Origin of the sequence: Mycolicibacterium nivoides (genome assembly GCF_003855255.1) — a bacterium.
In the GTDB taxonomy this organism is placed as follows: Bacteria; Actinomycetota; Actinomycetes; order Mycobacteriales; family Mycobacteriaceae; genus Mycobacterium; species Mycobacterium nivoides.
In genome coordinates, this window is the sequence record NZ_CP034072.1 from 4,489,947 (window position 1) to 4,513,968 (window position 24,022).

The window sequence follows — 24,022 nt, forward strand, 5'->3', positions numbered from 1 at the left end:
CGTACCCAAACCCGGACGATCGTACCGGGCGTGCCGATCCGTGCCCACGAATCAGCTGACGGCTCTATCCAACCCACTACTCACGCGCGATGCTCTTATTTTTCTCTTAATGTTAAGGGACCGTGACGGTCCCGGCCAAATCCGCCGCGCGAGTCGCGCCCCGGGCGTGTTCGGGGTCAACCGTGCTTGGGATGAGGCGCGTTGTCCACCAGGTCCTTGGCCCAGGCCAAGGTCCACTGGGTGGCGGTCTGCCCGTTCTCCACCCAGAACTGCGGGGTGTTGTACAGGGCGTGCACCGGCCCGGCCGCGCTGCCGGTCAGTGTCTCCAGCGTCTTGGGCAGGTTGAAGATCGAGAACGCCTCCTCAGGCGCCGAGCAGATCAGGTCTCCCTTGCCACAGATCTGGTTGGTCCGGTTGTTGAGCGCCCCGAAGCCGCCCTGCCGCGGGCCCGTCATGGTCAGGCCCATCTCGGACAGCACCGGCACCTCGTGCAGCGTGATCTCGGCGCCCTGGCCCGGCGGGTTGGGGCCGACGTCCTGCCCGACACCGAGCTCGCGACGGCCGTCGGCGATCAACGTCACACCCAGCACCAGGTCCTCGTCGACCGGCCCGCGGCCGTTGCCGATGTCGCTGGCGAGGTCACCGCCGATCACCGCACCCTGCGAGAACCCGGCGATCACGTAGCTGGTCAGCGGGCAGCGGTCGTTCATGTCCGTCATCGCCTTGACCGCGGTGCGCTTTCCCTCGGCGCGGCTGTCGTTGTACGACATCTGGTTGTCGGCGGAGAACGGGTTATGGAACTGCGCGGTGTAGGGCACCGTGTAGACCTCGAGGCGGTCCGTCCCGAACTGCTCAGCCATCGGCCGGCTGATGTTGGACATCAGCGACAGCGGGAACTGGGTCGGATTGAACGGGTCGTCCAGCGGTGAGGACTCCCAGGTGCCGGGGATCGAGACCAGCATCACGTCGGGGCAGTCGGCGGACTGGAACTCCGGGCGCGGCTTACGCGTCGCCGACGGGCCCGGCACCCCGGCCGGGGGCTCGGCCGACGGCGGTGCCGACGGGGTTTCGGGACGACGCATCACGATCACCACGATCGTCACCACCAGCACCACGACGAGTGCCATCGCCGCAGCGGCGATCAGGGCCAGGATGCGGTGACGCTTCCTGCGGCTGGCATTTTTGGCCATGGGTTACTCGGGCTCCTCGCGTGCGGTGCGGTGATCTGCGGCTAGCAGAGATGATCGGTGGCGATACGGATGTAGTCGGTGGCGGCGGTGTCGATCTCGCCGGGTGTCGGGCTTTCCTGGCCGGACCGGGCGGCACGGACATCACTGCGCACCAGCGGCAGGACGAATTCGCGCACGGCCTGGTCATCCTGCTTGGCGGCGCGGCCCTGGCACACGTACGACCCGATCGACAGCGCCAGCAGCTCACTGGACGGTTTGATCCCGGCGGCCTTGAGTTCATCGAGATAGGTGTGCTGCTGCGACGTGATCGCCAGCTCACCGCTGCTACCCGGCTGAGGCTGCGCGGATGCCGCCTGCGGCTGCGCACCCCTTACCTGTGACGTGGGCAGGGCGAGCGGCGCCATGATGTCACCGCCCGCATCGCAAGCCGTCAGCAACGACGCAGCGGACACCACTACCACCAGGGTGGCCGACCGTACCGTGTGCTGCACGCTTCCACCGTACCGGCTGGTGAATTGTGTCCCGGCGCAGCTGATTCTGGTCACGACGGCAGGCCGCACGGCCTCTACTTGATGGTCGCGACCAGTTCGCCCGACATCTGCGCCAGCTGCGGAGCCCAGCTGCCCCAGTCGTGCTGGCCGCCCGCAGGCATGTCGAAGTGCCCGTTGCTTCCGCCGACGGTGCGGTAATGCTGGTAGAACGACCTGTTGCTGCCCTGGGCGAGATCGCAGACACCGATCATCGCGGCCGGGTCGCTGCACGTCAGCGTGCCCGGGCTGTACACCCACAGCCGGGTGTTGGCATCGGCCAGCAACTGCACGTGCACGTCGGGGTCATGCCACTTCCAGCGGCCCAGCTGTGGGGCACCCCACATGCCGTAGCTGTCGACGCCACCGAACTGCGCCAAGCCGGCGGTGATCGCGCCGTTGAGGGTCGTGGCCGACGGCGTCAGGAAGCCCGACAGCGATCCGGCGAAGCGGAACCGGTCCGGATGGAACGCGGCCAGCGTCAGCGCACCGGTGCCACCCTGCGAGGCGCCCACGATCCCGTGCCCGCCCGGGGCGAGACCCTTGTTGGCGGCCAGCCAGTCCGGCAGCTCGGCGGAAAGGAAGGTCTCCCACTGCTTGCTGCCGTCCTGTTCCCAGTTCGTGTACAGGCTCCACGCGCCACCTGCCGGGGCCGCCACCGAGATACCGCGGCCGGCGAGGGTCGACATCGCGTGGCCGGCGTTGACCCAGTTGCTCACATCGGGAGCCGCGTTGAATGCGTCGAGCAGGAACACCGCATGCGGGCCACCACCCTGGAACGCCACCGGGATGTCGCGGCCCATCGCGGCCGACGGGACCATCAGGTACTCGACGCCGTCGGCTCGGGCCGGAGCGCTCGTCGTCGCCGAAACGGCCCATAGGCCAGCACCGAGCACCGGAGCCAACAGGGCCAGCAGCATCGCCCGCATCAGACTCAACGCACGTCTCATCATCAACCTCTCCTGCTGCCGGTCGTTCGTAGTGCCCCCGCACACGTAACCCGCGTTGTAGTGAACCACATCGCAACCACAGCCGGGGCTTCAAATGACTGACGGCGGCGTCCCCTTGAGGGGAGCGCCGCCGTCAGCTTCGACTGCGTTGAGCCGCTATGCCGTCCGCTAGGCGGTCGGGGTCGCGCCCAGGACGCGCTGCAGGTCAGGCTTCATGGCCTGCAACTGCTGGCCCCAGTAGGCCCAGTTGTGCGTACCGCTCTGCGGGAAGTTGAACACAGCGTTCTTGCCACCGGCCGCGATGTACTTCTCCTGGAAGGTGGAGTTCGTCCGGCAGACGAAGCCCTCGAGGAACTTCGCGGGCATATCGGCGCCGCCCAGCTCGCCCGGCTTGCCGTTACCGCAGTACACCCAGAGCCGGGTGCCGTTGTTGGCCAGGGTCGCGACGTTCTCGGTCGGGTCGTTGGCCTTCCAGGCGTTGTTCGGGTCGCCCGTCGAGCCCCACATGTCGTCGGCCTTGTAGCCACCGGCGTCACCCATCGAGACACCGATCAGCATCGGCCACCAGCCCTCGGACGGGTTCAACGTGCCCGACAGCGAGGACGCGTAGATGAACTGATCCGGGTGGCGAGCCGACAGCATCAGCGCCGACGAACCGGCCATCGACAGACCGACCACAGCGCTGCCGGTCGACTTCACGTCCTTGTTGGCCGCCAGCCACGCCGGGAGCTCCTGGGTCAGGAAGGTCTCCCACTTGTAGGTCTTGCAGCCACCGTCCTTGCTGCCACAGGCCGGCTTGTACCAGTCGCTGTAGAAGCTGGACTGGCCACCGACCGGCATCACAACCGAGATGCCCGAGTTCAGGAACCACTCGAACGTCGGGAGTTCGATGTCCCAGCCGTTCTGGTCTTCGCGAGCGCGCATACCGTCGAGCAGGTACAGCGCGGGTGCGCCAGCGCCACCGCTCTGGAACTCGACCTTGATGTCACGCCCCATCGCTGCCGACGGAACTTCGAGATACTCGACCGGCAAGCCGGGTCGCGACCAGGCTCCAGCGGTCGCCGAGCCGCCTACGACGCCAACCAGGCCAGGCAGCACGGCCGCAGCGGCGACCGCAACCGTCAACCGGCGCGACAGGCCGCGCATCTTCCCAACGAACTTCATACCGCTCCCTATCTGAATCTCTTCTTCGTATTCCGCACATCGATTAAGACCGACGTAAGCGGCTCACGTGCCCGTGTAGTCAACCACACGAACGCGCGGTGCTTCTCTGCAGCAGTTCTCGTCCCTGGTCGGCCCTGCTCCATTGCCGGTCGCGATCAGGTCTGGTTCGGGTGCCTGCGACCAGGTGTCGATACCAGAGGTCAACATCGGTTTTTCGTACCGTCCGTTCAAGATCGGTGTGCAGGCTCGTCTGGGTATCGGTCCGGACGGGCCGGGCGTTACCAAACACACAGAATTCCTCAGAACAGTGACGGAACCGGTTACGGGCCGGTGGCCGGCATCCCGGTGTACGGCGGGTTCTTGGGCTCGGGAACCGGCAGTCCGCACCGCTTCAGGTCATAGAGCGGCACCCGGTCGATCCGGTACTTGGTGAACTCGTACGCGTGACCCAGGTTGGACAGGAACCGCCGCGGGCTCATCTCCCCGCGTACCGAGTTGAGCATCGACTCGGTGGCCGGACAGGCCAGCGCGGCCTCGGCCTGGGCAATCCATTCCTCGTCCAGGTAGGCCGGGATGTAAGGGCGGGTCTTGAGGAACGGCCCCTCGGCCACGGCCCAGTCCGGGAACAGGTTCTTGTCGTGGCCGATACGGCCGTCGGTCAACCGCTGGGTGTGCATCGCAAGCGGATTCGTCAGACCGATCTGGTCGATGACCCGGACGTCGAGGCCGACATTCATGCCCAACATGCCCATGTTGGTGAAGAACACGGTGTGCGGGGTTCTCAACGCCCGCCGGTCCGCCGGGCTGAGATCGGGCGGAGGCGGGTAGGCGGGTACGACGTCCCATTGGTCGTAGTTGCCCGACGGCAGCAACAGCGCGCCGTCGGGGGTGTTGTTGATCGCCGTCAGCACCGCACGCATGCGCGGGTAGTCCAGGTAATCGGCAGCGGTCAACGGGTGCGCATGACCGGTGGCCTGCGAATAGAACCGGCGCTCGTCGACGATGCCGGTGTAGGTGACGCGCGTGCCGTCGGCGCCCAGGCCGGGCGAGTTGGCGGCCCAGATCGACCAGCCCACCACCGCGGCCCACAGCACGCTGGTGGCGGCGGCCAGCAGATAACCCGTCTCCCTGGTGAACTTGGTGCCGTCGGGCAGCACCACGGGTATCACCGCGACGGGCATCAGCATGCAGAACAGCGGTGTCAGCAACACCCGGCCGTGCATGAAGTCACCGCCCTGGCGCACCCAGTAGATCGCCTGCAGCAGCCCGCTGACGAACATGAAAAGCACTACGGCAGCCGGACTTTGAACGGTACGGGCCAGCCAGCCGTAGCCGCGGGGCACCTGATGGCGCACCCACCACGGCCGGGTCCTTGTGGTCAGCAGGACGGCGCTGAGCGCGGCCAGCAGCATCACCGGTACCCACAACAGGTAGGGCTGGTTGAAATTGCTCAGATAGGTGAAGCCCTGGGACCATTTGGCGCCCGAGGCGTCCTTGGCCACCGCGGTCCCAGGCACGATCAGCGCGTAGTAACCCATCCGGAAGATCTGGTAGGCAACCGGCAGCAGTCCACCGGCCACCAGGATCAGGACGCGGCGGCGCCAGCCTCGCGCCGCGATCAGCATCATGACCAGTGCGCCCCCGCCGATCAACGCCAGCTCGGGGCGGATCAGCACGCTCAGCCCGGCGACGGCGGCCAGCGCTCCTTCGAAGTACCGGCTGGAGACCGGACCCGGCGCAGTCTTCGGGCTGCCACGACCGGCTGTTTTGGGAGCCGCGCGCAAAGCCTGCGACCAGCACACCATCATCCACCACAGCAGGCCCAAATAGGCCAGCACCAAACCGTTTTCGAGCCCCGAGGTGGCGAAGTCGCGGGCCGGCGGGACCGCGATGTAGACCAGCGCACCCGCGGGCAGCAGCAGCGCCCGGCGGCCTTGCAGGCTCGGGGCGTACAGCCGGCCGGTGCCCAGCATCGCCAGCACGACGCCGAGCACGCTCAGCGTCAGCGCGAAGGCCAGCGCCACGTACTCCATCCGCACCGGGCCGCCGAGCCATGCGCCCAGCGTCACCAGGTAGGTCCACACCGTTGAGGTGTTGGCCTCGATCCGCTCACCCGCGTTGAAGACAGGGCCGTTGCCCGCCAACAGGTTCCGCACCGTGCGCAGCACGATCAGGCCGTCGTCGGCGATCCAGCGGCGCTGCCAGGCGCCCCAGCCGAACAGCCCGGCGACCACGACCACACTCACCCACAGGCTGATCCGTACCGTGACGTCGTACGGAAACACCGGCCAGCGCGACAACCGGTCACCGACGCCGCCCGCCAGGCGGCGCAGAGTGATTCGGTCAGCTGAAGTAGACAGCTGCACCGATGGTTCCGATCCACGCCAGGAACAGGATCTGCAGCACTCGGTCTTTCAGCGCGATCTCCTCTGGCTCACCGGCGATGCCACCATCGATGTCAACGGCATAACGCAGGATCGCGATGGTGAACGGAACCATCGTGATCGCATACCACGACGCATCCTGGCCGTCGAGCCCCAGAGCATCGTTGGCACTGTCGCGCCCGAATGCCCACAGGCCGTAGCAGAGCACCATCGCGGTCGCCGACAACGTCCAGACGAAACGCAGGTAGCTGCTGGTGTAACTCTCCAGCGACTTGCGGATCTTGGCGCCCGTGCGCTCGGCCAGCTGCAGTTCGGCGAACCGCTTGCCTGCTGCCATGAACAGCGAGCCGAAGGCCATCACCAACAGGAACCATTGCGACAACGGGATATCGGCGGCCACGCCACCGGCGATGGCGCGGAGCAGGAAGCCCGAGGACACGATGCAGATGTCGAGCACGGCCTGGTGCTTGAGCCCGAAGCAGTAGGCCAACTGGATGGCGATGTACACCGCCATCACCAATGCCAGATTCGGTGTCAGCAGCCACGAGATGCCCAGCGAGGCCAGCGCGAGCACGACCGCCAGCACGTAGGCCAGTGACTGCGGCACCACGCCTGCGGCGATGGGCCGGAACCGTTTGGTGGGATGGGCGCGGTCGGCCTCGACGTCGCGCGCGTCGTTGACCAGATAGATCGATGATGCCGCCAGGCAGAACACCACGAAGGCGATCGACACCTTGTACGCGAGGTCGGCGTAGTTGTACTCGATGCCGCTGCCGACCGCAGCCAGCGGCGCGGCCAGCACCAGCAGGTTCTTGATCCACTGGCGCGGACGGATCGCCTTGATCAGCCCGGAGGCCAGATTCTTGGGCGGCCCGAGCTCCGGCTGCGCTTCCTCACTCATCGGCCACAGTCTCCTTCGGCCCCAACACCGGCAGTTTTTCCGACCACAGAACCCACGAGCGTCCCCACGGCCACGCCGGTCACTACGTCGGTGGGATAGTGCACACCCAGCACCAGGCGCGACAGCGCCATGGGAACCACCAGAACCGCGCGCAGCGGCAGACCCGTGGTCCGGGCCAACAGTACGGCGGCCGCCGCGGTCGAGGTGGCATGTGCCGATGGGAAACTCAACCGGCTCGGCGTGCCGACGTTCACTGCGATGGCCGGATGATGCGGGCGCTCACGACGCACCACCCGCTTGATCAGGACGGCGGCGGCATGGGCCAGAAACGCACCGGCGCCCACCGCCAGCCATGACTTGCGCTTGGCCGGCTGGGCCAGCGCACCGGCGGCCGCGACCGCGAGCCAACCCAGGCTGTGTTCACCGAAGTGCGACAGCGCACGCGCGCCGCTCAGCACGCCCGGTCTGGTGGCCAGGGCCGACTGCACGGCAACCAACACGGCGTCCTCGCCGCGCGGGGCATCGGTCATGTCAGTTTTTCTCCGCCGACTCTGTCAGCAACACCGTCTCCCACTTCTGGGTGCTGGTCAGCACCGGCAGCGCCTCACGATAGACCTTGCGCATCCGGTCGAATTGACGGACCACGCGCAACTGCTGGCGCAGCGAGGCACGCAGCAACGCGAACATCTTGGCGCGGTCGCGCTGCCGGAACACCACACCCCGCCCATCGGCGGTGGTGACGGTGACTCCGTCGACGCGACTGAGCGAGAACCAGCGGGCATCCTGGGTGGCCACGTTGATCTGCGGCCGGATGTGGGTCTCCGGATCGTGCGGGCGCAGTTGGTTGACCACCCCGCGGGCCAGGTTCACGATGATCGCCGGCTTGGACACCGGGATCCCGATCTTCTTGCGCTTGAGGTCCGAGGCAGGTGGGAGCGCGGTTGCGCCGGGCAGCACCACGGCGTCGGGGAACTGCTGGCGCATCGCGCGGATGTCGGGCAGAGCCGACTCGAGGATGGAGAAGATGTGGTCCGGTCCGGCCAGGAAGTCCTCCATGGCCCGGTTCTGGATGGCGACCGTCGAATACTCAAGGCACAGCAGGTGTTTGAACGTGGCCTTGAGGTGGCTGGCCAGCAGGCCGCGCACATCGCCGTCCCAGTGGATCGCGGAGATCACCAACCGGTTGCGGAGGTGGAAGTAGGCCTGCCAGTCGATCGCGTCGTCCTTGTCACTCCAGGCCATGTGCCAGATCGCCGCACCGGGCAGGGTGACCGTGCGGTAGCCGTGTTCGGCCGCGCGCAAGCCGTATTCGACGTCGTCCCACTTGATGAACAGCGGCAGCGGCTGCCCGAGCTCCTCGGCCACCTGCCGCGGGATCATGCACATCCACCAGCCGTTGAAGTCCACGTCGATCCGGCGGTGCAGCAGCTTGCTGCGGTCGGAATCGGTGTCGTCGAGCGCGTGCTTGGAGAAGTCGTGGTCGTATTCGGCGTTGGGCGCTGCCGACCACATGAAGTTCGACCGGTCCACCATCTCGCCCATGATGTGCAGGTGTGACGGCTCCTGCAGGTTGAGCATCTGCCCGCCCACCAGCATCGGCTCCTTGGCGAACCGGTTCATGGCCAGGGCCCGCAGGATCGAATCGGGTTCGATGCGGATGTCGTCGTCCATGAACAGGATCTGCTCACAGTCGGTGTTCTTCAGCGCCTCGTACATCACGCGGCTGTAGCCGCCGGACCCACCGAGGTTGGGCTGGTTGTGGATCGTCAGCCGGTTGCCCAGCGCGGCCGCGGCGGCCTCGAAACCGGGATGGTCCTTGGCCTTGCTGGTGCCCTGGTCGGACACGATGACCGCGCTGATCACCTCGTCCACCAACGGATCCGAGGTCAGTGCGGCCAGGGCGTTGACACAGTCCGAAGGCCGGTTGAAGGTCGGGATGCCGACGGCGATGTTGGCCCGGCCCGGCGCGGGCGTCGGGGCGTACCAGCCTGCGCTGTGCACCCGAACCGCGGTGTCGGTGGTGATGTCGAACCAGATCCAGCCGCCGTCCTCGAAAGGCGTCAGGTCGATCTCGAACTCGACCGCGGCGGGTTCGGAAGAGTCTCCGCTGGAGACGGGGGCACCGCCGACGGTGATGCGGGCACCCGTGGCCTTGGACCGGTACACGTCGACGCGGGCCGTGCCGGTCAGCTCGACGCGCAGGACCACCGACTTGAGCGTCGACCAGCGACGCCAGTAGCTGGCCGGGAAGGCGTTGAAGTAGGTCGCGAACGAGATCCCCGATTCGGTGGCGATCTCGAGAGTGGTGCGGGTGGGCGCGTGCGCCCGCCGGGCATTGGTCGGGTCTTCGACGAGGTAGAGCTTGCGGACGTCCAGCGGCTCGCCCGGTCGCGGCAGGATGACACGGGCCAGCAGACTGACGGCCCGCGATTCCCCGGCGGCGTCAAGGGCGCCGGATGGGATGTCACTCATGCTTTGCTGCTTTCGTTCTCGGTCGTCAGCGGCGCACCGTCAGTCAGGTGCGGTGCCAGGGTGTTGTCGTACATGTTCAGCGCACTGGCGATGGCCATGTGCATGTCGAGGTACTGGTAGGTGCCCAACCGGCCACCGAAAAGCACCTTCGCCGAGGCGGTTTCGGCCTTTGCGCGGGTTCGGTAGGAAGACAGCAGGGCGCGGTCCGCCTCGGTGTTGATCGGGTAGTACGGCTCGTCGTCTTCTTTGGCGAACCGCGAGAACTCCCGCATGATCACCGTCTTGTCGGCCGGGTAGTCCCGCTCGGGGTGGAAATGGCGGAACTCGTGGATGCGGGTGTAGTCCACGTCGGCGTCGTTGTAGTTCATCACCGGGGTGCCCTGGAAGTCCCCGGTGTCGAGCACCTCAAGATCGAAATCGAGTGTGCGCCAGCCCAACCGGCCCTCGGAGTAGTCGAAGTAGCGGTCGAGTGGGCCGGTGTAGACAACCGGGGCGTCGGGATTGGCCGCGCGCAGTTCTTCCCGGACGTCGAACCAGTCGGTGTCCAGCCGCACCTCGATACGGTCGTCGGCGGCCATGTTCTCCAGCCAGGCGGTGTACCCGTCGACCGGCAGGCCCTCGTAGGTGTCGTTGAAGTAGCGGTTGTCGAAGGTGTAGCGCACCGGCAGCCGGGTGATGTTCGCCGCGGGCAGTTCCTTCGGGTCGGTCTGCCACTGCTTGGCGGTGTAGGCCTTCACGAACGCCTCGTAGAGCGGGCGCCCGATCAGCGAGATGGCCTTCTCCTCGAAGTTGGCCGCCTCGTGCCCGGCGATCTCGCTGGCCTGTTCGGCGATCAGGGCGCGGGCCTCGTCGGGGGTGAAGTAGCGGCCGAAGAACTGCGAGACCAGCCCGAGGCCCATGGGGAACTGGTAGGCCTGGCCGTCGTGCATCGCGAAGACCCGGTGCTGGTAGCCGGTGAAGTCGGTGAACTGCCGCACGTAGTCCCACACCCGCTGGTTGGACGTGTGGAACAGGTGGGCCCCGTATTTGTGGACCTCGATACCGGTCTGCGGTTCGGCTTCCGAGTAGGCGTTACCGCCGATATGCGGGCGGCGTTCTATAACAAGGACACGCTTGCCCAGCTGCGTTGCCACGCGCTCAGCGATCGTCAGACCGAAGAAACCGGAACCGACGACGAATAAGTCGAAATGTCCGCTGGACTGGTCTGTAGCGACCCGGGGAGATAAGGACGTCATCGGCAGCCAGGGTATCCGACCGCGCCCCTGTGCCCCGAATTAGACAAAGGGCCCAGGTCGCAATTCGCTCACAATTCAATATCGTCACTCTAGACCCACTAGTCACAGCCTTAACATCGATCTCATCGGTATTCATGGGCTTCACAGCATCTGGTCCGGAACCGCCGATGAAGAAGCGGAGAGCACCCCAACGTGCGATCCGAAGTGCAGTCCTTCGCTGCAAACATATTGAGGAGACTTCCGTGCCGAACCGCCGTCGACGCAAGCTCTCGACAGCCATGAGCGCAGTCGCCGCAGTGGCAGTCGCAAGTCCAGTCGCCCTAGTTGCCGTGTCGCAGCTTTCCCCCGCGCCGCAGGAGCGCGAGTTCACCCAGGCCGCGCTGGTCACCGACCTGCCCGGTGAACTGATGTCCGCACTGTCGCAGGGCCTGTCCCAGTTCGGCGTCAACCTGCCGCCGATGCCGTTTCTCAACAGCTCCACCCCAGCACCATCACTGGGTTCACCGACCCTGACCTCACCCGGTCTGGCGTCGCCGGGGCTGACGTCGCCAGGGCTCACCGCACCGGGCCTGACCGACCCCGGGCTGACCTCGCCCGGACTCACGTCGCCGGGGCTCACGTCACCGGGGCTGACCTCCCCTGGCCTCGCCTCGCCTGACGCCTCGCTGACCAGCCCCAACGGCCTGTCGCCGAGTTTGACCTCGCCGACGGCCGGCCTTCCGGCCACACCGGGTGGACTGACCAACCCGGCACTCACCCCGCCGACCGCCGGCTCGCTCACCAACCCGGCACTGACGCCGGCGGGAGCCACGCCGGGCGGGCTGACCACCACGCCCGCTGGACTGGGAGGTGGGGGCCTGACCTCGCCGACGGGCCTCGACCCGGCACTGTCCGGCGGCCTGGGCGCCCCGGGTGAGGTCCCGATCTCGGCTCCGATCGGGCTCGATCCCAGTGCGGGCACCTACCCGCTGCTGGGCGCCGACCCGTCGCTGGCCGCGATGCCCGCCACCGGCGGTGGCGGTGGCGGACTGTTCGGCGACCTGTCGAGCGCTGCCAACCAACTCGGCGCCGGCCAGGCCATCGACCTGCTCAAGGGCATGGTGATGCCGGCGATCACGTCGGCGATGAAGGCCCCGGCGGCTGCGGTGCCGCCGCCCCCGGCCCCCGCGCCAGTCCCGTAAGACAAAGGCCCGGTTGAGAGAACGGCACCGCAGAAGCCATCCGGCTCTGCGGTGCCGTTGCCTGTGAAAGACACGCGCGGACCGTGTCGAATCATTCGTAACATCAGACTCATACGTAACATCAGTCCGTGCAGTCCCGTCGCCCCGCGCCGTCGATTCTCTTCACCGCACTTGCGGCGACGGTCGTGATCGTGCCGTGGGCGATCTCCGGATCCGAGTTCGGCAAAGACCCCAACCCATCCGATGCTGCACCGCAACTCACACAGCAACCGCTGGACAACCTCGCGGTCGGCGAGAGCATCCGCGAGGTCCATCAGGACACCCCGTTCTCGATGGTCGCGCTCACCTCACCGGACCTGCGCGGAACCTCCGCCCGGGTCCGGGCCCGTAAGGACGACGGCACCTGGGGCCCCTGGTATCAGGCGGAGAACCTCGACGGCGTCGGCGCCGACACTCCCGGACCGCGCGGCACCGAACCGGTGTTCGTCGGCCGCACCACCACCGTGCAGATCGCCGTCACCCGCGCGCCGCAGGCACCCGTACCGCCGCCCGGCCAGGCCGCGAAGCCCGGGCCGGCCAAGCCGGCACTCGGCTATGTGCCCGCCAACGTCGAAGCACCCATCGGCCAGAACGTCACCGCGGTGCTGATCAGCCCGCCCCAGGCCCCCGTCGACGTCGGGCCACTCCCGACCGCCGCCATCAACCCCGGCCAACCGCCGACCATCATCAGCCGCGCACAATGGGGCGCCAACGAAGCGATGCGATGCGGGAACACCGTGTACGACAAGGGCATCCGGGCCGGCATCGTGCACCACACGGCGGGCAGCAACGACTACGCCCCCGAGGATTCGGCGGGCATCATCCGGTCGATCTACGAGTACCACACCCGCGAGCTGGGCTGGTGCGACATCGCCTACAACGCCATGGTCGACAAGTACGGCCAGGTCTTCGAGGGCCGCGCTGGCGGCATGGACAAGCCCGTCGAGGGTTCCCACACCGGCGGATTCAACATCGACACCTGGGGCGTGGCGATGCTGGGCGATTTCGACGTCGTGCCACCCACCGAGATCCAGGTGCGCAACACCGGCCGACTCCTGGGCTGGCGCCTCGGCCTCGATCACATCGACCCGCGCGGCAGCGTCGTACTCACCTCGGCCGGCGGATCGTTCACCCACTTCCCGCGCGGAGCCACCCCCACCCTGCCGACGATCTTCACCCACCGCGACGTCGGCATCACCGACTGCCCCGGCAACGCGGCGTACGCCCAGATGGACCGCATCCGCGACATCGCCGCCCGGTTCAACCAGCCACCCGGCCCGGCCGACCTGGCCGAACAGATGCGTGGCGGCGCGATCTACGCCCGGTGGCAGGCCGAAGGCGGTGCGAACGGCATGCTGGGCAATCCGACATCACCCGAGGCCGCCGGTGAAGGCACCGCGCGCTATGCGACCTTCGAGCGCGGCGTCGTGTACTGGTCACCGGACAGCGGCGCTGAGCCGGTCACCGGCGCCATCTACGAAGCATGGGGAACGCTCGGTTTCGAGCGGGGAATCCTGGGCCTTCCGACCAGTTCCGAGATTCCCGAACCCCAGTGGATCGTGCAGAACTTCCAGCACGGCACGCTGAACTTCGACCGCGAGAAGGGCACGGTCACCCGCGTGGTCGACGGTGTGCCGGTGGAACTGCCGCCGCCGCCAGCCGATCAGCAGCCGGTGCAACTGGAGCGCTTCACCCCGATCACCTGATCGCTCGGCGCGTCAGGACCACCAGCGTTCCAGCACGTGGGCCACACCGTCCTCGGCGTTGGTCACGGTGATCTCGTCGGCCGCGTCCACCGCCTCGGGGTGCGCATTGCCCATCGCCACACCCCGCCCCGCCCAGCGCAGCATCGGTATGTCATTGGGCATGTCGCCGAAGGTCACGATGTCGCCGGCGGTCAGCCCCAGCGGGCCCGCCAACTCCTCGACACCGGTGGCCTTGCTGATGCCCAGCGGCACCACCTCGATCAGGCCGTTGTTGGTCGAGTAGGTGATATCGCCCTGCAAACCAATGTGTTTGAGCAGTTCGGCGGCCATGTCGGCGCTGCGTGCGCCGGCCTTGCGGATGAGCAGCTTGACCGCGGGAGCACTGAGCAGATCCTCGACCGAAACCTCGGTGTTGTCCGGGTTGAGCCAGGCGTGCTCGTATCCCGGTGAGCTGACGAACTGCGGGGTCGCCGCGTCGTGCGCGGAGGAGCCCACCCGTTCCACAGCCAGCCCCGCGCCGGGGATCACCCGCGTGGCGATCTCGGCGAGCTCGCCGAGCACGTCGACCGACAGCGTGTGGGCCGAGACGATCCGATCGGTGGCCGGGTCATAGATCACCGCGCCGTTGGCGCACACCGCCATCGGCGCCAAGCCGAGACCGTCGACCACCGGTGCGATCCAGCGTGGCGGGCGCCCGGTGGCCAGCACGAACGTCGCCCCAGCCTCGACCGCGGCCTGTACCGCCGCCCGGGTGCGCGGCGTGACCTTCTCGTCCTCGTCGAGCAGCGTTCCGTCCACGTCGGTGGCGATCAGCCCCGGCGCCCGCTCGGCACTCGTCACTTTTTTCCCGTCGCTTCATGCTCGGCACGCCTGCGCGCGCGTTCGGCCAACTCCGCCTCGTCCAGCCGCTTGGCCTCAGCCAACGTGGGCGCGCTGCCACCGAGCCGGTTGGGAACCCAGTATGCCCCCGCGGGCGCGGGGTAGTCCTGCTGAGCCCGGCCCAGCAGGGCCGACATGGCGGCCCGCAGGGTGTCATCGATCTGGGCCACCGAACCCGTCGCCGTGATCGGCTCGCCCACCACCACGCTCACCGGAATCTTCTTGCGCCCCAGCGATTTCGGGTGATCCTTGGTCCAGATGCGCTGCGCGCCCCAGACGATCAGCGGAATGATGGGCACACCGGCTTCCAGGGCCATGCGCGCCGCGCCGGTCTTGAAGTCCTTGAGCTCGAAGGCGCGACTGATCGTGGCCTCCGGATACACCCCGACCAGCTCGCCGCGGCGCAACGCGTCCACCGCCGCGGCGTAGGCGCCCGCGCCGGCCCGGCGGTCCACCGGGATCGTCCCGGTGTGTTTGATCAGGTAGCCCACGGGCTGCACGTGCTCCATCTCCGCCTTGATCATGAACCGCATCCGGCGACCACGCTCGGTCGCGGCCAGGGCGGCGGGCAGGAAGTCCACGTAGCTGGTGTGGTTGATGGCGATGACAGCACCGCCGGTGGCGGGCAGATTGTCCACCCCGCAGAAGGTGATCCGGGTTCCGGTCGCCCGCACCGCGAGCCCGGCGGCGATCTCCAAACTTCGGAAAACCGGTTCCATAGGCGGCTTACCCCGGAGCCCCGGTGGGTTCGATGGGGCCGGCAGGCCCAGCGGGTCCGGCCTCAGCTCTCTTGGCCGCCTTCGCGGCCGCCTCGTCGGCATCCATCCGGTTGGCCTCGGCCAGCGTCGGCGCCGAACCGCCCAGGCGGTGCGGCACCCAGAACTCACCGGGCGGATACGGCCCGTAGGCGTCCTGCACCTGGGCGAGCAGGTGTTGCATGCGCGAATGCAGCAATGCGGTGAGTTCGGCTGCGGGCAGCGTCGGCTGGATGGGCTCGCCCACCGCGATCGAGATCGGCACCTTGGGCCGATACAGGTTCTTCGGGTGCCCCTTGGTCCAGATGCGCTGCGCGCCCCACACGATGTGCGGCACGATCGGCACACCGGCCTCGATCGCCATCCGTGCGGCGCCGGACTTGAAGTCCTTGATCTCGAAGCTGCGGCTGATGGTCGCTTCCGGGTACACCCCGACCAGCTCACCGGCCTTGAGGTAGTCGACGGCGGCCTCGAACGAGCCGGCCCCGCTGTCGCGATCCACCTCGATGTGGCGCAGGCTGCGCATGATCGGCCCGGTGACCTTGTTGTCGAAGACTTCCTTCTTTGCCATGAAACGCACCTTGCGGCCGCGCTTCTGCAGGTAGGTCGGCAAGCCGGCGAAGGTGAAGTCGAAGTAGCTGGTGTGGTTTATGGCCACCACCGCACCGCCGGCGACGGGGATGTTCTCCACCCCGGTCACGGTGAACTTCAGCCCCTGCAGCCGCCAGGCCAGCCGAGCGAGTTGTATGACAGTCCCGTATACCGGTTCCACGTAGCCAGCCTAGTGCCAGCGTGTACGGCCACGTACCCGGTCACCGGGAGCGCGGCAAATTCGGTGGACGGAACAACGGCGGGCGGCGACACTGACGCGGGTGACCATCCCCGTGGGCGAAATACCGGTACCGGCTGTTGTGCTCCGCATCGCCGCCGGTCGCCCGGTCAAGGCGGTATGGGACAACGAGGCCGGCGGACAAACCTTCCAGATCGGCCATGGAGACGGACGCGAGTTTGTGAAGGTGGCGCCGCCACACCCGTCGGTGAACCTGCACCGCGAGGCGGTCAAGCTCCGGTGGGCCGCGCCGTATCTGACAGTGCCTGCTGTGCTCGGCGTGGGCCGCGAGGGCGCCACGGAATGGCTGCACACGGCCGGGATCACCGGTCGCTCGGCTGCCGATCCGCATTGGATCGCCCGCCCGCAGCACGCGGTGCGCGCGATCGCCGCGGGCCTGCGCGCGTTGCATGACAGGGTGCCGGTCGATCAGTGCCCGTTTTCGTGGTCGGTGCCCGACCGGCTCTCAGCGATGCCCGACGCCGGCCGGCGCCTGTCCGCCCCGCCAACGATCGACCGGTTGGTGGTCTGCCACGGCGACGCTTGCGCGCCGAACACGCTCATCAGCGCAGACGGCAGCTGGTGTGGGCATGTGGACCTCGGCGAACTCGGCGTCGCCGACCGCTGGGCCGATCTGGCCGTGGCCACCTTGTCGCTGCGCTGGAACTACCCCGGGGACTGGGAAGCCGAGTTCTTCGACGCCTACGGAGTCACGCCCGATCCGGTGCGCATCGACTACTACCGAGCCCTCTGGAACGCCGAGGACTGACGCACCTGAGGTGTGTGCGGCGCCAGTGGCCGGTTAGGCTGGCCGGGCAACCGCGACACCCAGTAAGGACTATTTGTGCAGGTCACCAGCGTCGGGCATGCCGGCTTCCTGATCGAGACCAAGGCTGGCAGCATTCTTTGCGACCCCTGGGTCAACCCCGCGTATTTCGCCTCGTGGGTCCCGTTCCCGGACAACAGCGGGCTCGACTGGGACGCTCTCGGGGACGTCGACTACCTCTACGTGTCGCATCTGCACAAGGACCACTTCGACCCGGAGAACCTGCGCCGCCACGTCAACAAGGACGCGGTCGTGCTGCTGCCCGACTTCCCCGTGCCCGACCTGCAACGCGAACTGCAGAAGCTGGGCTTCCACCGGTTCTTCGAGACCACCGACTCGGTCAAGCACACCGTCAGCGGCCCCAAGGGCGACCTCGATGTGATGATCATCGCGCTGCGCGCACCGGCCGACGGCCCGATCGGCGATTCAGGCCTGGTGGTCGATGACGGTGAGACCGTGGCGTTCAACATGAACGACGCTCGCCCCGTCGATCTGGAGATGTTGCACACCGACTTCGGCCAGATCGACGTGCACATGCTGCAGTACTCGGGGGCCATCTGGTACCCGATGGTCTACGACATGCCCGCCCGCGCCAAAGAGGCCTTCGGCATTCAGAAGCGCCAGCGCCAGATGGACCGATGCCGCCAGTACATCGCGCAGGTCGGAGCGACCTGGGTGATCCCCTCGGCCGGCCCGCCCTGCTTCCTTGATCCCGAACTACGTGATCTCAACGACGACCACGGCGATCCGGCCAACATCTTCCCCGACCAGGTGGTGTTCCTGGATCAGATGCAGCGCCACGGCCATGACGGCGGCCTGCTGATGATCCCCGGTAGCACAGCCGATTTCACCGGCTCGCAACTCAATTCGCTGACCCACCCGATCGAGGATCCGGAGACGATCTTCACCACCGGCAAGGCCGCCTACATCGAGGACTTCGCCCAGCGGATGGCCCCGGTGCTGGCCGCGGAGAAGGCGTCATGGGCACCCGCGGCCGGAGAACCCCTGCTGCCCGGGCTGCGCGCGCTGTTCGAGCCGATCATGAGCCAGACCGACCAGATCTGCGACGGCATCGGTTATCCCGTGGAGCTGCGTCTGTCCGGACCCGACCACAGCGAGACCGTGGTACTGGATTTCCCGAAACGTCTTGTGCGCGAACCGATCGCGGATGAGAAGTTCCGCTACGGGTTCGCGATCCCGCCCGAGCTGGTGCGCACCGTGCTGCGCGACAACGAGCCGGACTGGGTCAACACCATCTTCCTGTCGACCCGGTTCAAGGCCTGGCGCGTGGGCGGCTACAACGAGTACCTGTACACGTTCTTCAAGTGCCTGACCGATGAGCGCATCGCCTACGCCGACGGCTGGTTCGCCGAAGCCCACGACGATTCCTCATCGATCACCCTGGACGGCTGGGAAATCCAGCGCCGGTGCCCGCACCTGAAGGCCGACCTGTCGAAATTCGGTGTGGTCGAAGGAAAAACCCTCACCTGCAATCTGCACGGCTGGCAGTGGAACCTGGAGACCGGCAAGTGTCTGACCACCAAGGGGCACGAGCTGCGGTGCGCACGCGAGGAGCAGAAAACGCCGGGCAGCAAGTCATGAACGCGCCGCGCCAGTACTACGACGACGGCCTGATCCAGTTGGATCGCGAGGCGATCACGTTGCGGCGCTACCACTTCCCGTCGGGAACGTCTAAGGTGATCCCGTTGCGCGACATCCGCTCGTACCGGGCCGAGTCACTCGGGCTGTGGATGCAGCGCTTCCGGCTGTGGGGCAGCACCGACCTGCGCCGCTGGCTGCCGTTGGACGTGCACCGGCCACTGCGGTCGACGCTGATCACCCTGGACGTGCCGGGCACCTACCCCAAACCGGCGTTCACCCCGGCCCGCCCGGACGAGTTCGTGGCCAGCCTGGACGAGCTGCTCGGCCGCTAACGGGCCGAGACCACCTGCCGCAGTTCCGAAGCCGCACTCGATGCGCTGTCGTAGACGCGAACGATGGCCTCGTCCCCCGGTTTGAGGTAGGTCGACTCGCCCAGCGGGGTGTACCGGGTGGCCCCGATACCGATCAGCACGTTCTCGGGATGGCCGCTGGCCACCATCAGGGCGCCGACGTCCTCCAACGGTGTATCGGCCGAACCCTTCTGGTTGGCCAGCCGTTCGACGATCCAGTCCAGCAGCACCTCGCCGTAGTACGAGTAGCCCACCAGCGGTGAATCCACGCCGTACGCGTGCTGCTGACCGTCCTCCTGGCTCAGGTAGCAGACCAGCCGCATGGTGGCGGTCGGGCCGTCCGGGGTGAGATCACTGATCTCGAAGAATTGCGGCGCAACACCTTTGGACGCCGCGCCCCAGTTCTTCTTGTAACTGATCTTCGGTGCGCCCGGCCTGCGGATCGAGCAGTCGTTGAAGGCACCGAGAGCGAACGGTTCCAGCCGCGCCACGGTGTCGCCGTTCCACACCACCCGGCAGGCCACGCCGACCTCGGGCTCGATCTGCAGGTTCAGTGGGCCCTGGAATTCGGGGCTCTCGCCGACGTCAGGAATCAGGATGGCATCGCTGGACAAGGGGAACTCACCGAGAAAATCGTCCCGGCCGGGCGCATACCACGGGAAGATGCCTTTGGGCGCATACCCTTCGGTAACAACCGTGACGAAATCCCCGGCCTCCCCTGCCTGTTCGAGATGGCCTGCGAAGTTGCCGGCCACACCGAAGCCGAACCAGTTGCGCACTTCGCCCAGGTCGATATCGATCATGGCTGCAACCCTACTGTGGCCATGACAAGCGGGATACAAGTCGCACTTAAGTCGCCGGCGGCAGGCTGTGCTCTTCAGACGTCCGATCCACCGACCGGGGATCGGCACAGACCGAGGAGATCTGCCGTGCCAACCACCGTCACCGTCGCACCCCGCAGCGCAGGCGATCCCGAACCGGACCTGCTGGGCATCACCGTGGCCCACCGCGCCATGCTGGCGGACCTGCGCCGCCTGACCGATCTCGCCATCGCGGTGCGCGACCGCGATGTGATCTGCACACCACACCGGGCCCGCGCCATCTCGCGGTACGTGGAGCTGCTGTGTGACTCCATCCATCACCACCACACCACCGAGGACGACGTCCTGTGGCCCGTGATCCAGGCCAGCGGGGGCAGCCATCTCGACCTGAGCGAACTGACCGAGGACCACGCCGCCCTGGACCCGCGGTTGGACCAGTTGCGGGCCCGGGCCGCGTCCCTGCGGCTGTCGATGGGCGACCGCCAGGTCGCCAGCCTGATGGTCATCGAGCTTGCCGAACTGTCGGCCCTGCTCACCGAGCACATCGAGGAAGAGGAACGCGATGTGTTCCCCCTCATCACCGAGCACGTGTCGGTGGCGGACTGGGCGACCGTGGAGGCCGCCGCCCGGTCGGGCGGCCGGTTGTGGTTCGAGGGCCCACGCTCGCTGGCCGTGATGACCGATGACGAGCGCACACAACTGACCGCGCAGGCGGGGATCGGTCTACGGATCGTCCTCGGCGTCGTCGGGCTGCGGTACCGGCGGCTGGAGCGGGCGGTCTTCGGAACCGCAATCCCCCGCGAGATCGAGATCGTGCAAGAGGTCCCGCAAGACGAGGGTGACGAAACGCTCGACGTCAGTCGATGAAGATCTGCGCTTCGGCGGCCAGCCGGTCCCGCAGCACCGAAGCCGCCTCACGGTAGCCACGGGCTTCGTCGGGTAGGCCCAGCGCGTCGGCAGCGGCGGCGAGTGCCTCGTCGACAGGACCCACCATCAACCCGTCGACGCCGAGCCCGGCGATCCGGCCCGAGTACGAGCCGAGGTCGGCCGCTCGGGCCCGGGTCTCCTCCAGATCGCCCAGCGCCACAGCCGCACTGACGCGCAGCACGGTGAACGGGAGCCAGAAGTAGGCCCGCTCGATCGGCCGGCGATCTCGCCACAGCTCACGGGCCTCGGCCTCGCGACCCCGAGCGATCAGCGCCAGCACCGCGGCGTCCAGTGCGGCCACCGACACCTCGCGGTAGAAGAACACCAGCTCGTCGGCCAGCAGACCCAGGTCCCCGAGGCAGAACTCACCCGTCACCCGGCCCACCATCGCCAGCTTGGCCCCGTTGGCGGCGCCGTTCTCCACCATCCGCGCCGCCAGGTCGGTGTAGGCGCTGACCGCCTCCTCCAGACGCCCCGCAAGCAGGTACATCCGGGCCCGGAACAGGCCCAGCACGCCGAGCAGATGGACGAGCTGCCCGGTGCCGGCCCGGGCCACCGCGACATCGACGTGTCGTTTGGCCGTCACCAGATCGGACCGGTGACCCGCGGCCAGCGACAGCAGCCAGTGCGCCACCGCCTGATAGTCGGCCTGCTCGGTGACCTCCGCGGTCCGCAGCAGTTCGGCGGCGGTCGAGTCACGTTCGGCATCCAGGTCGGGCCCCAGCGCGCAGTAGGCCCGGACGTTGAGCGCGGTGCACAGCAGCCGGCCCGACGATCCCGGGTCCTCGGCGTAGGCACGTCGCGCCAGCTCGAGCAGTTCCGTGCTGGCGGCCAGCGCACCGTCCGGGTCGGTGCCCTCCAGTTCCACGTACAGCGCCTTGAGCAGCCGGATCCGGTCGGCCACCGGCATCTCGGCCACCTGACCCGTTTCGCCGCCGGCCAGCACCTGGCGCAGCAGCCCGATCATCTGGCTGTCGGATTCGTCGTATTCGCGGTCCCGCCACACCAACGGGGTGTCCCACGCGGTGAGCACACGCACCGTCAGGTCGTCACGCGACTTTCCGGTCAACAGTTGCAGCGCGGCCTTCATCTCGATGCGCGCCGCGACGGCGTCACCGGACTGAGCCAGCGCGGAGATCAGCCCGCACCGGGCGGCGGTCTGGCCCTCCAGACCGTCGACGACGGGCAGCAGCCTGCGGCCGGCCGCCAGCTCCAGCATCTGCACGGCGGCGCGCCACTGCCGGGCGGCTTCGGCGTGGGCACCGACCGAATCCGCCTCACGGGCCGCATCCGTCGCGAAAGCCGCAGCAGCCAAGGATGTCTCGGCTGTCGCCGCGGCGACGGCATGGTGTGCCAGGGCGGCCGGGTCGACCGATCGGCCCGGTGCCCGGAGCAGTTCCAGCGCGGCCGCGTGCAACCGGGACCGGCGAAGCTTGGAGGTGTCCTCGTAGAGGGTGTCGCGCACCAGCGCGTGGGCGAACCGCAACCGGCCGGGCTCCGGCTCGTCCAACAGGCCGAGCAGGACGGCCGGCTCCAGCGCGTCGAGCAGGTCGTCGGGATCGCTTCGGCCCAGTTCGGAAAGCAGGTCGACATCGATGTCACGGCCCAGCACGGCGGCCTGACGCAGCGCCGTGACGGTCTGGCCGGGCAGCCTGGCCAGCCTGCGCCGCAGCACATCTCGGACCCCGACCGGCACCGATGCCCACACCGCGTCGGGTCCTTCGGCCGCCATCAGCCGGGCCAGCTCCCGGACGAACAGCGGATTGCCGCCGGTCCGCTCCCGCAACAACCGCAGGACCTCACCACTGGCGGCGGTCATCCCGCAGTCGGCGGCCAGCGCGGCGGTGGCGGCAGCGTCCAGGCCGCCGAGATTCAGATGCGCCGCGGTGTGCACCGTCAGTGCCGCCCGGGCGACCTCCAGCTCGCCCCGGTCCTCCGAAGGCCGGTAGGTACCGATCACCAGCACCGGAAGATCCTTGATCCGGTCGGCCACCAGCCGCAGCAGCTCCAACGTCAGGCCGTCGGTGCGGTGCAGGTCATCGAGCACGACGGCCAGTGGCTGGTCCGCGGCGACCGCGCTCAAGACATCGGCCACCGCGTGCCCCAACCAGAACGTGCCCGGTTCGGCTGCGGCGACGTCGTGCAGCAACGGAGCCAGCGCCTGCCTGTCGCCCGGTGCGCCGGCCGGGGCACCGGCGTCCAGAAGTTCCCGCAGCACCTCGGTCCACGCCCAGCCCGCCGGAGCGCCGTGCACCTCCGGAGAGCGGCCGTGCACAGTCCGCCAGCCCGCCGCGCGCAACCGGCTGGTTGCGGCGGCTGCCAGCGTGGTCTTGCCGGATCCCGCCTCCCCCGCGATCCACAGCACGGCGCTGCCGCCTGCGACGACCGCGCGCGCGGCATTGTCTATCTCCGCGAACTCCTCGGCGCGGCCGTAGGCGGCGGCCTCCACCCGATCGGGTGAGGCGAGCTCCGGTACCGCCGGCTGCAAGAGCGGCCGGGACGGCTCCAGATGGTCGGCCTGCCGCAAGATGTCGCGCTCGAGGTCTCGCAACGCCCGGCCGGGTTCCAGACCGAGCTCGTCGACCAGGTGATCTCGGGTGCGCCGCAACACGTCCAGCGCGTCGGTCTGACGTCCGGTCCGATACAGCGCCGTGGCCAGTACGGCGGCCGCCCCCTCCCGGCCCGGACGCTCCCGGACGTGCCGTTCCAGTGCGGCGACGGCGGTGCTGTACCGGCCGAGCTCGACCTGCGCGGCAGCCCGGGCCTCCACCGCACTCAGCCGCAGCTCGGTCAGCCGGGCCACCTCCGGCGCCGCCCACAACGCGTCACCGGCGCCTGCGAACGGATCCCCCGACCAACCGGACAGCGCTTCTTCGAGGAGACGCACCCGCTGCTGCGGATCCGATTCCTCATAAGCCGCAGTGACTTTGGCTTCGAACTGCCAGGAGTCGACGGCGTCCACCGGCAGCCGGAGGCAGTATCCGGGCGCGGCACTGACCAGGATGCGGGCCGGCGCCCGACGCTCGCGCCCCGGCTCAAGCGCACGCCGCAGATGCGAAACATAAACCTGGAGAGCCGATAACGCCTTGGGCGGCGGCTCGCCCTCCCACAGGTCGTCGATCAGCCGGTCGACGGACACGGTGTGCCCATGTGCGGCCACCAGCCGGGCCAGCAACGCCCGCTGCAGCCGGGCCCCGAGATCCACCGGATCGTCACCGACCCAAGCCTGTACCGGGCCCAGCACCCTCACCCGCACCAGCGGGCCATCCCCCGTCATCGTCCGC

General features: G+C 68.0%; 20 protein-coding genes. 6 read left to right on the plus strand and 14 right to left on the minus strand.

The window, feature by feature from the left end:
- Window positions 1–176: 176 nt before the first annotated feature.
- The 9 genes from culp6 to glf all read right to left on the minus strand — a co-directional run bounded on the left by culp6 (window position 177) and on the right by glf (window position 10,823).
- Window positions 177–1,190 carry a carboxylesterase Culp6 gene (gene culp6, locus EH231_RS21825; protein ID WP_090429903.1) on the minus strand — a complete coding sequence of 338 codons (1,014 nt, stop codon included), beginning with the start codon at window positions 1,188–1,190 and terminating at the stop codon, window positions 177–179.
- 41 nt (window positions 1,191–1,231) lie between these two features.
- Window positions 1,232–1,681 (minus strand): hypothetical protein, encoded by a 450-nt coding sequence (locus EH231_RS21830; RefSeq protein WP_090430765.1) that lies wholly within the window; start codon window positions 1,679–1,681, stop codon window positions 1,232–1,234.
- A gap of 74 nt (window positions 1,682–1,755) precedes the next feature.
- On the minus strand, window positions 1,756–2,667 hold the full coding sequence (locus EH231_RS21835) for an alpha/beta hydrolase-fold protein (RefSeq protein ID WP_090430763.1): 912 nt from the start codon (window positions 2,665–2,667) through the stop codon (window positions 1,756–1,758).
- Window positions 2,668–2,835: 168 nt separating this feature from the next.
- Window positions 2,836–3,831 (minus strand): esterase family protein, encoded by a 996-nt coding sequence (locus EH231_RS21840; protein WP_044513844.1) that lies wholly within the window; start codon window positions 3,829–3,831, stop codon window positions 2,836–2,838.
- Window positions 3,832–4,151: 320 nt separating this feature from the next.
- Window positions 4,152–6,197, minus strand: coding sequence for a terminal beta-(1->2)-arabinofuranosyltransferase (aftB, locus tag EH231_RS21845; protein ID WP_277425611.1), 2,046 nt, complete (start codon window positions 6,195–6,197; stop codon window positions 4,152–4,154).
- The gene (locus EH231_RS21850) at window positions 6,175–7,116 is read right to left on the minus strand and encodes a decaprenyl-phosphate phosphoribosyltransferase (protein WP_090429901.1); all 942 of its coding nucleotides are present in this window, start codon (window positions 7,114–7,116) and stop codon (window positions 6,175–6,177) included. The genes aftB and EH231_RS21850 overlap by 23 nt, the downstream gene beginning before the upstream one ends.
- Window positions 7,113–7,646, minus strand: a complete 534-nt coding sequence (locus tag EH231_RS21855; protein ID WP_090429899.1) for a phosphatase PAP2 family protein — start codon at window positions 7,644–7,646, stop codon at window positions 7,113–7,115. The genes EH231_RS21850 and EH231_RS21855 overlap by 4 nt, the downstream gene beginning before the upstream one ends.
- 1 nt (window position 7,647) lies before the next feature.
- On the minus strand, window positions 7,648–9,588 hold the full coding sequence (locus EH231_RS21860) for a glycosyltransferase (RefSeq protein WP_090429897.1): 1,941 nt from the start codon (window positions 9,586–9,588) through the stop codon (window positions 7,648–7,650).
- A complete protein-coding gene (glf, locus tag EH231_RS21865; protein ID WP_090429895.1) occupies window positions 9,585–10,823 on the minus strand; it encodes a UDP-galactopyranose mutase in 1,239 nt (412 codons plus the stop codon). Before glf ends, EH231_RS21860 begins: the two co-directional genes overlap by 4 nt.
- A gap of 242 nt (window positions 10,824–11,065) precedes the next feature.
- Here glf and EH231_RS21870 point away from each other — a divergent pair, with 242 nt between their 5' ends.
- Entirely contained in the window at window positions 11,066–12,004 is a 939-nt protein-coding gene (locus EH231_RS21870; RefSeq protein ID WP_124713325.1) for a hypothetical protein, read from the plus strand.
- A gap of 128 nt (window positions 12,005–12,132) precedes the next feature.
- Complete coding sequence (locus EH231_RS21875) at window positions 12,133–13,749, plus strand: N-acetylmuramoyl-L-alanine amidase (RefSeq protein ID WP_090429890.1); 1,617 nt, start codon at window positions 12,133–12,135, stop codon at window positions 13,747–13,749.
- A gap of 12 nt (window positions 13,750–13,761) precedes the next feature.
- Here the strand turns inward: EH231_RS21875 and EH231_RS21880 are convergent, their stop codons facing one another.
- Genes EH231_RS21880 through EH231_RS21890 form a run of 3 tightly spaced genes read right to left on the minus strand, consistent with a single transcriptional unit; the run spans window position 13,762 to window position 16,155 of the window.
- Window positions 13,762–14,589 (minus strand): HAD family hydrolase, encoded by an 828-nt coding sequence (locus tag EH231_RS21880; RefSeq protein ID WP_090429888.1) that lies wholly within the window; start codon window positions 14,587–14,589, stop codon window positions 13,762–13,764.
- A complete protein-coding gene (locus tag EH231_RS21885; RefSeq protein WP_090429886.1) occupies window positions 14,586–15,347 on the minus strand; it encodes a lysophospholipid acyltransferase family protein in 762 nt (253 codons plus the stop codon). Before EH231_RS21885 ends, EH231_RS21880 begins: the two co-directional genes overlap by 4 nt.
- A 7-nt stretch (window positions 15,348–15,354) precedes the next feature.
- Entirely contained in the window at window positions 15,355–16,155 is an 801-nt protein-coding gene (locus tag EH231_RS21890) for a lysophospholipid acyltransferase family protein (protein WP_124713326.1), read from the minus strand.
- Between the two features lie 100 nt (window positions 16,156–16,255).
- On the opposite strand from EH231_RS21890, the gene EH231_RS21895 reads away from it, so the two are divergent.
- The 3 genes from EH231_RS21895 (at window position 16,256) to EH231_RS21905 (ending at window position 18,972) form a co-directional block, all read left to right on the plus strand.
- The gene (locus EH231_RS21895; protein ID WP_090429882.1) at window positions 16,256–16,981 is read left to right on the plus strand and encodes an aminoglycoside 3'-phosphotransferase; all 726 of its coding nucleotides are present in this window, start codon (window positions 16,256–16,258) and stop codon (window positions 16,979–16,981) included.
- 75 nt (window positions 16,982–17,056) lie between these two features.
- Window positions 17,057–18,640, plus strand: coding sequence for an MBL fold metallo-hydrolase (locus EH231_RS21900; protein ID WP_090429880.1), 1,584 nt, complete (start codon window positions 17,057–17,059; stop codon window positions 18,638–18,640).
- Window positions 18,637–18,972, plus strand: coding sequence for a hypothetical protein (locus EH231_RS21905; protein WP_090429878.1), 336 nt, complete (start codon window positions 18,637–18,639; stop codon window positions 18,970–18,972). Before EH231_RS21900 ends, EH231_RS21905 begins: the two co-directional genes overlap by 4 nt.
- On the opposite strand, the gene EH231_RS21910 is transcribed toward EH231_RS21905, so the two are convergent.
- Window positions 18,969–19,793 carry a DUF5718 family protein gene (locus tag EH231_RS21910; protein ID WP_090429876.1) on the minus strand — a complete coding sequence of 275 codons (825 nt, stop codon included), beginning with the start codon at window positions 19,791–19,793 and terminating at the stop codon, window positions 18,969–18,971. The genes EH231_RS21905 and EH231_RS21910 overlap by 4 nt on opposite strands.
- Window positions 19,794–19,919: 126 nt before the next feature.
- Between EH231_RS21910 and EH231_RS21915 the strand changes: the two genes are divergently transcribed.
- Window positions 19,920–20,678, plus strand: coding sequence for a hemerythrin domain-containing protein (locus tag EH231_RS21915; protein WP_241177787.1), 759 nt, complete (start codon window positions 19,920–19,922; stop codon window positions 20,676–20,678).
- On the opposite strand, the gene EH231_RS21920 is transcribed toward EH231_RS21915, so the two are convergent.
- Window positions 20,668–24,015 (minus strand): ATP-binding protein, encoded by a 3,348-nt coding sequence (locus tag EH231_RS21920; RefSeq protein ID WP_164480978.1) that lies wholly within the window; start codon window positions 24,013–24,015, stop codon window positions 20,668–20,670. The genes EH231_RS21915 and EH231_RS21920 overlap by 11 nt on opposite strands.
- Window positions 24,016–24,022: the final 7 nt, after the last annotated feature.

Excerpts from the sequence above, each read along its gene's own strand:
- culp6 (WP_090429903.1), bottom strand. The coding sequence starts at position 1,190 with ATGGCCAAAAATGCCAGCCGCAGGAAGCGTCACCGCATCCTGGCCCTG.
- EH231_RS21835 (WP_090430763.1), bottom strand. The coding sequence starts at position 2,667 with ATGAGACGTGCGTTGAGTCTGATGCGGGCGATGCTGCTGGCCCTGTTG.
- EH231_RS21840 (WP_044513844.1), bottom strand. The coding sequence starts at position 3,831 with ATGAAGTTCGTTGGGAAGATGCGCGGCCTGTCGCGCCGGTTGACGGTT.
- EH231_RS21850 (WP_090429901.1), bottom strand. The coding sequence starts at position 7,116 with ATGAGTGAGGAAGCGCAGCCGGAGCTCGGGCCGCCCAAGAATCTGGCC.
- EH231_RS21855 (WP_090429899.1), bottom strand. The coding sequence starts at position 7,646 with ATGACCGATGCCCCGCGCGGCGAGGACGCCGTGTTGGTTGCCGTGCAG.
- EH231_RS21860 (WP_090429897.1), bottom strand. The coding sequence starts at position 9,588 with ATGAGTGACATCCCATCCGGCGCCCTTGACGCCGCCGGGGAATCGCGG.
- glf (WP_090429895.1), bottom strand. The coding sequence starts at position 10,823 with ATGACGTCCTTATCTCCCCGGGTCGCTACAGACCAGTCCAGCGGACAT.
- EH231_RS21885 (WP_090429886.1), bottom strand. The coding sequence starts at position 15,347 with ATGGAACCGGTTTTCCGAAGTTTGGAGATCGCCGCCGGGCTCGCGGTG.
- EH231_RS21905 (WP_090429878.1), top strand. The coding sequence starts at position 18,637 with ATGAACGCGCCGCGCCAGTACTACGACGACGGCCTGATCCAGTTGGAT.
- EH231_RS21910 (WP_090429876.1), bottom strand. The coding sequence starts at position 19,793 with ATGATCGATATCGACCTGGGCGAAGTGCGCAACTGGTTCGGCTTCGGT.
- EH231_RS21920 (WP_164480978.1), bottom strand. The coding sequence starts at position 24,015 with ATGACGGGGGATGGCCCGCTGGTGCGGGTGAGGGTGCTGGGCCCGGTA.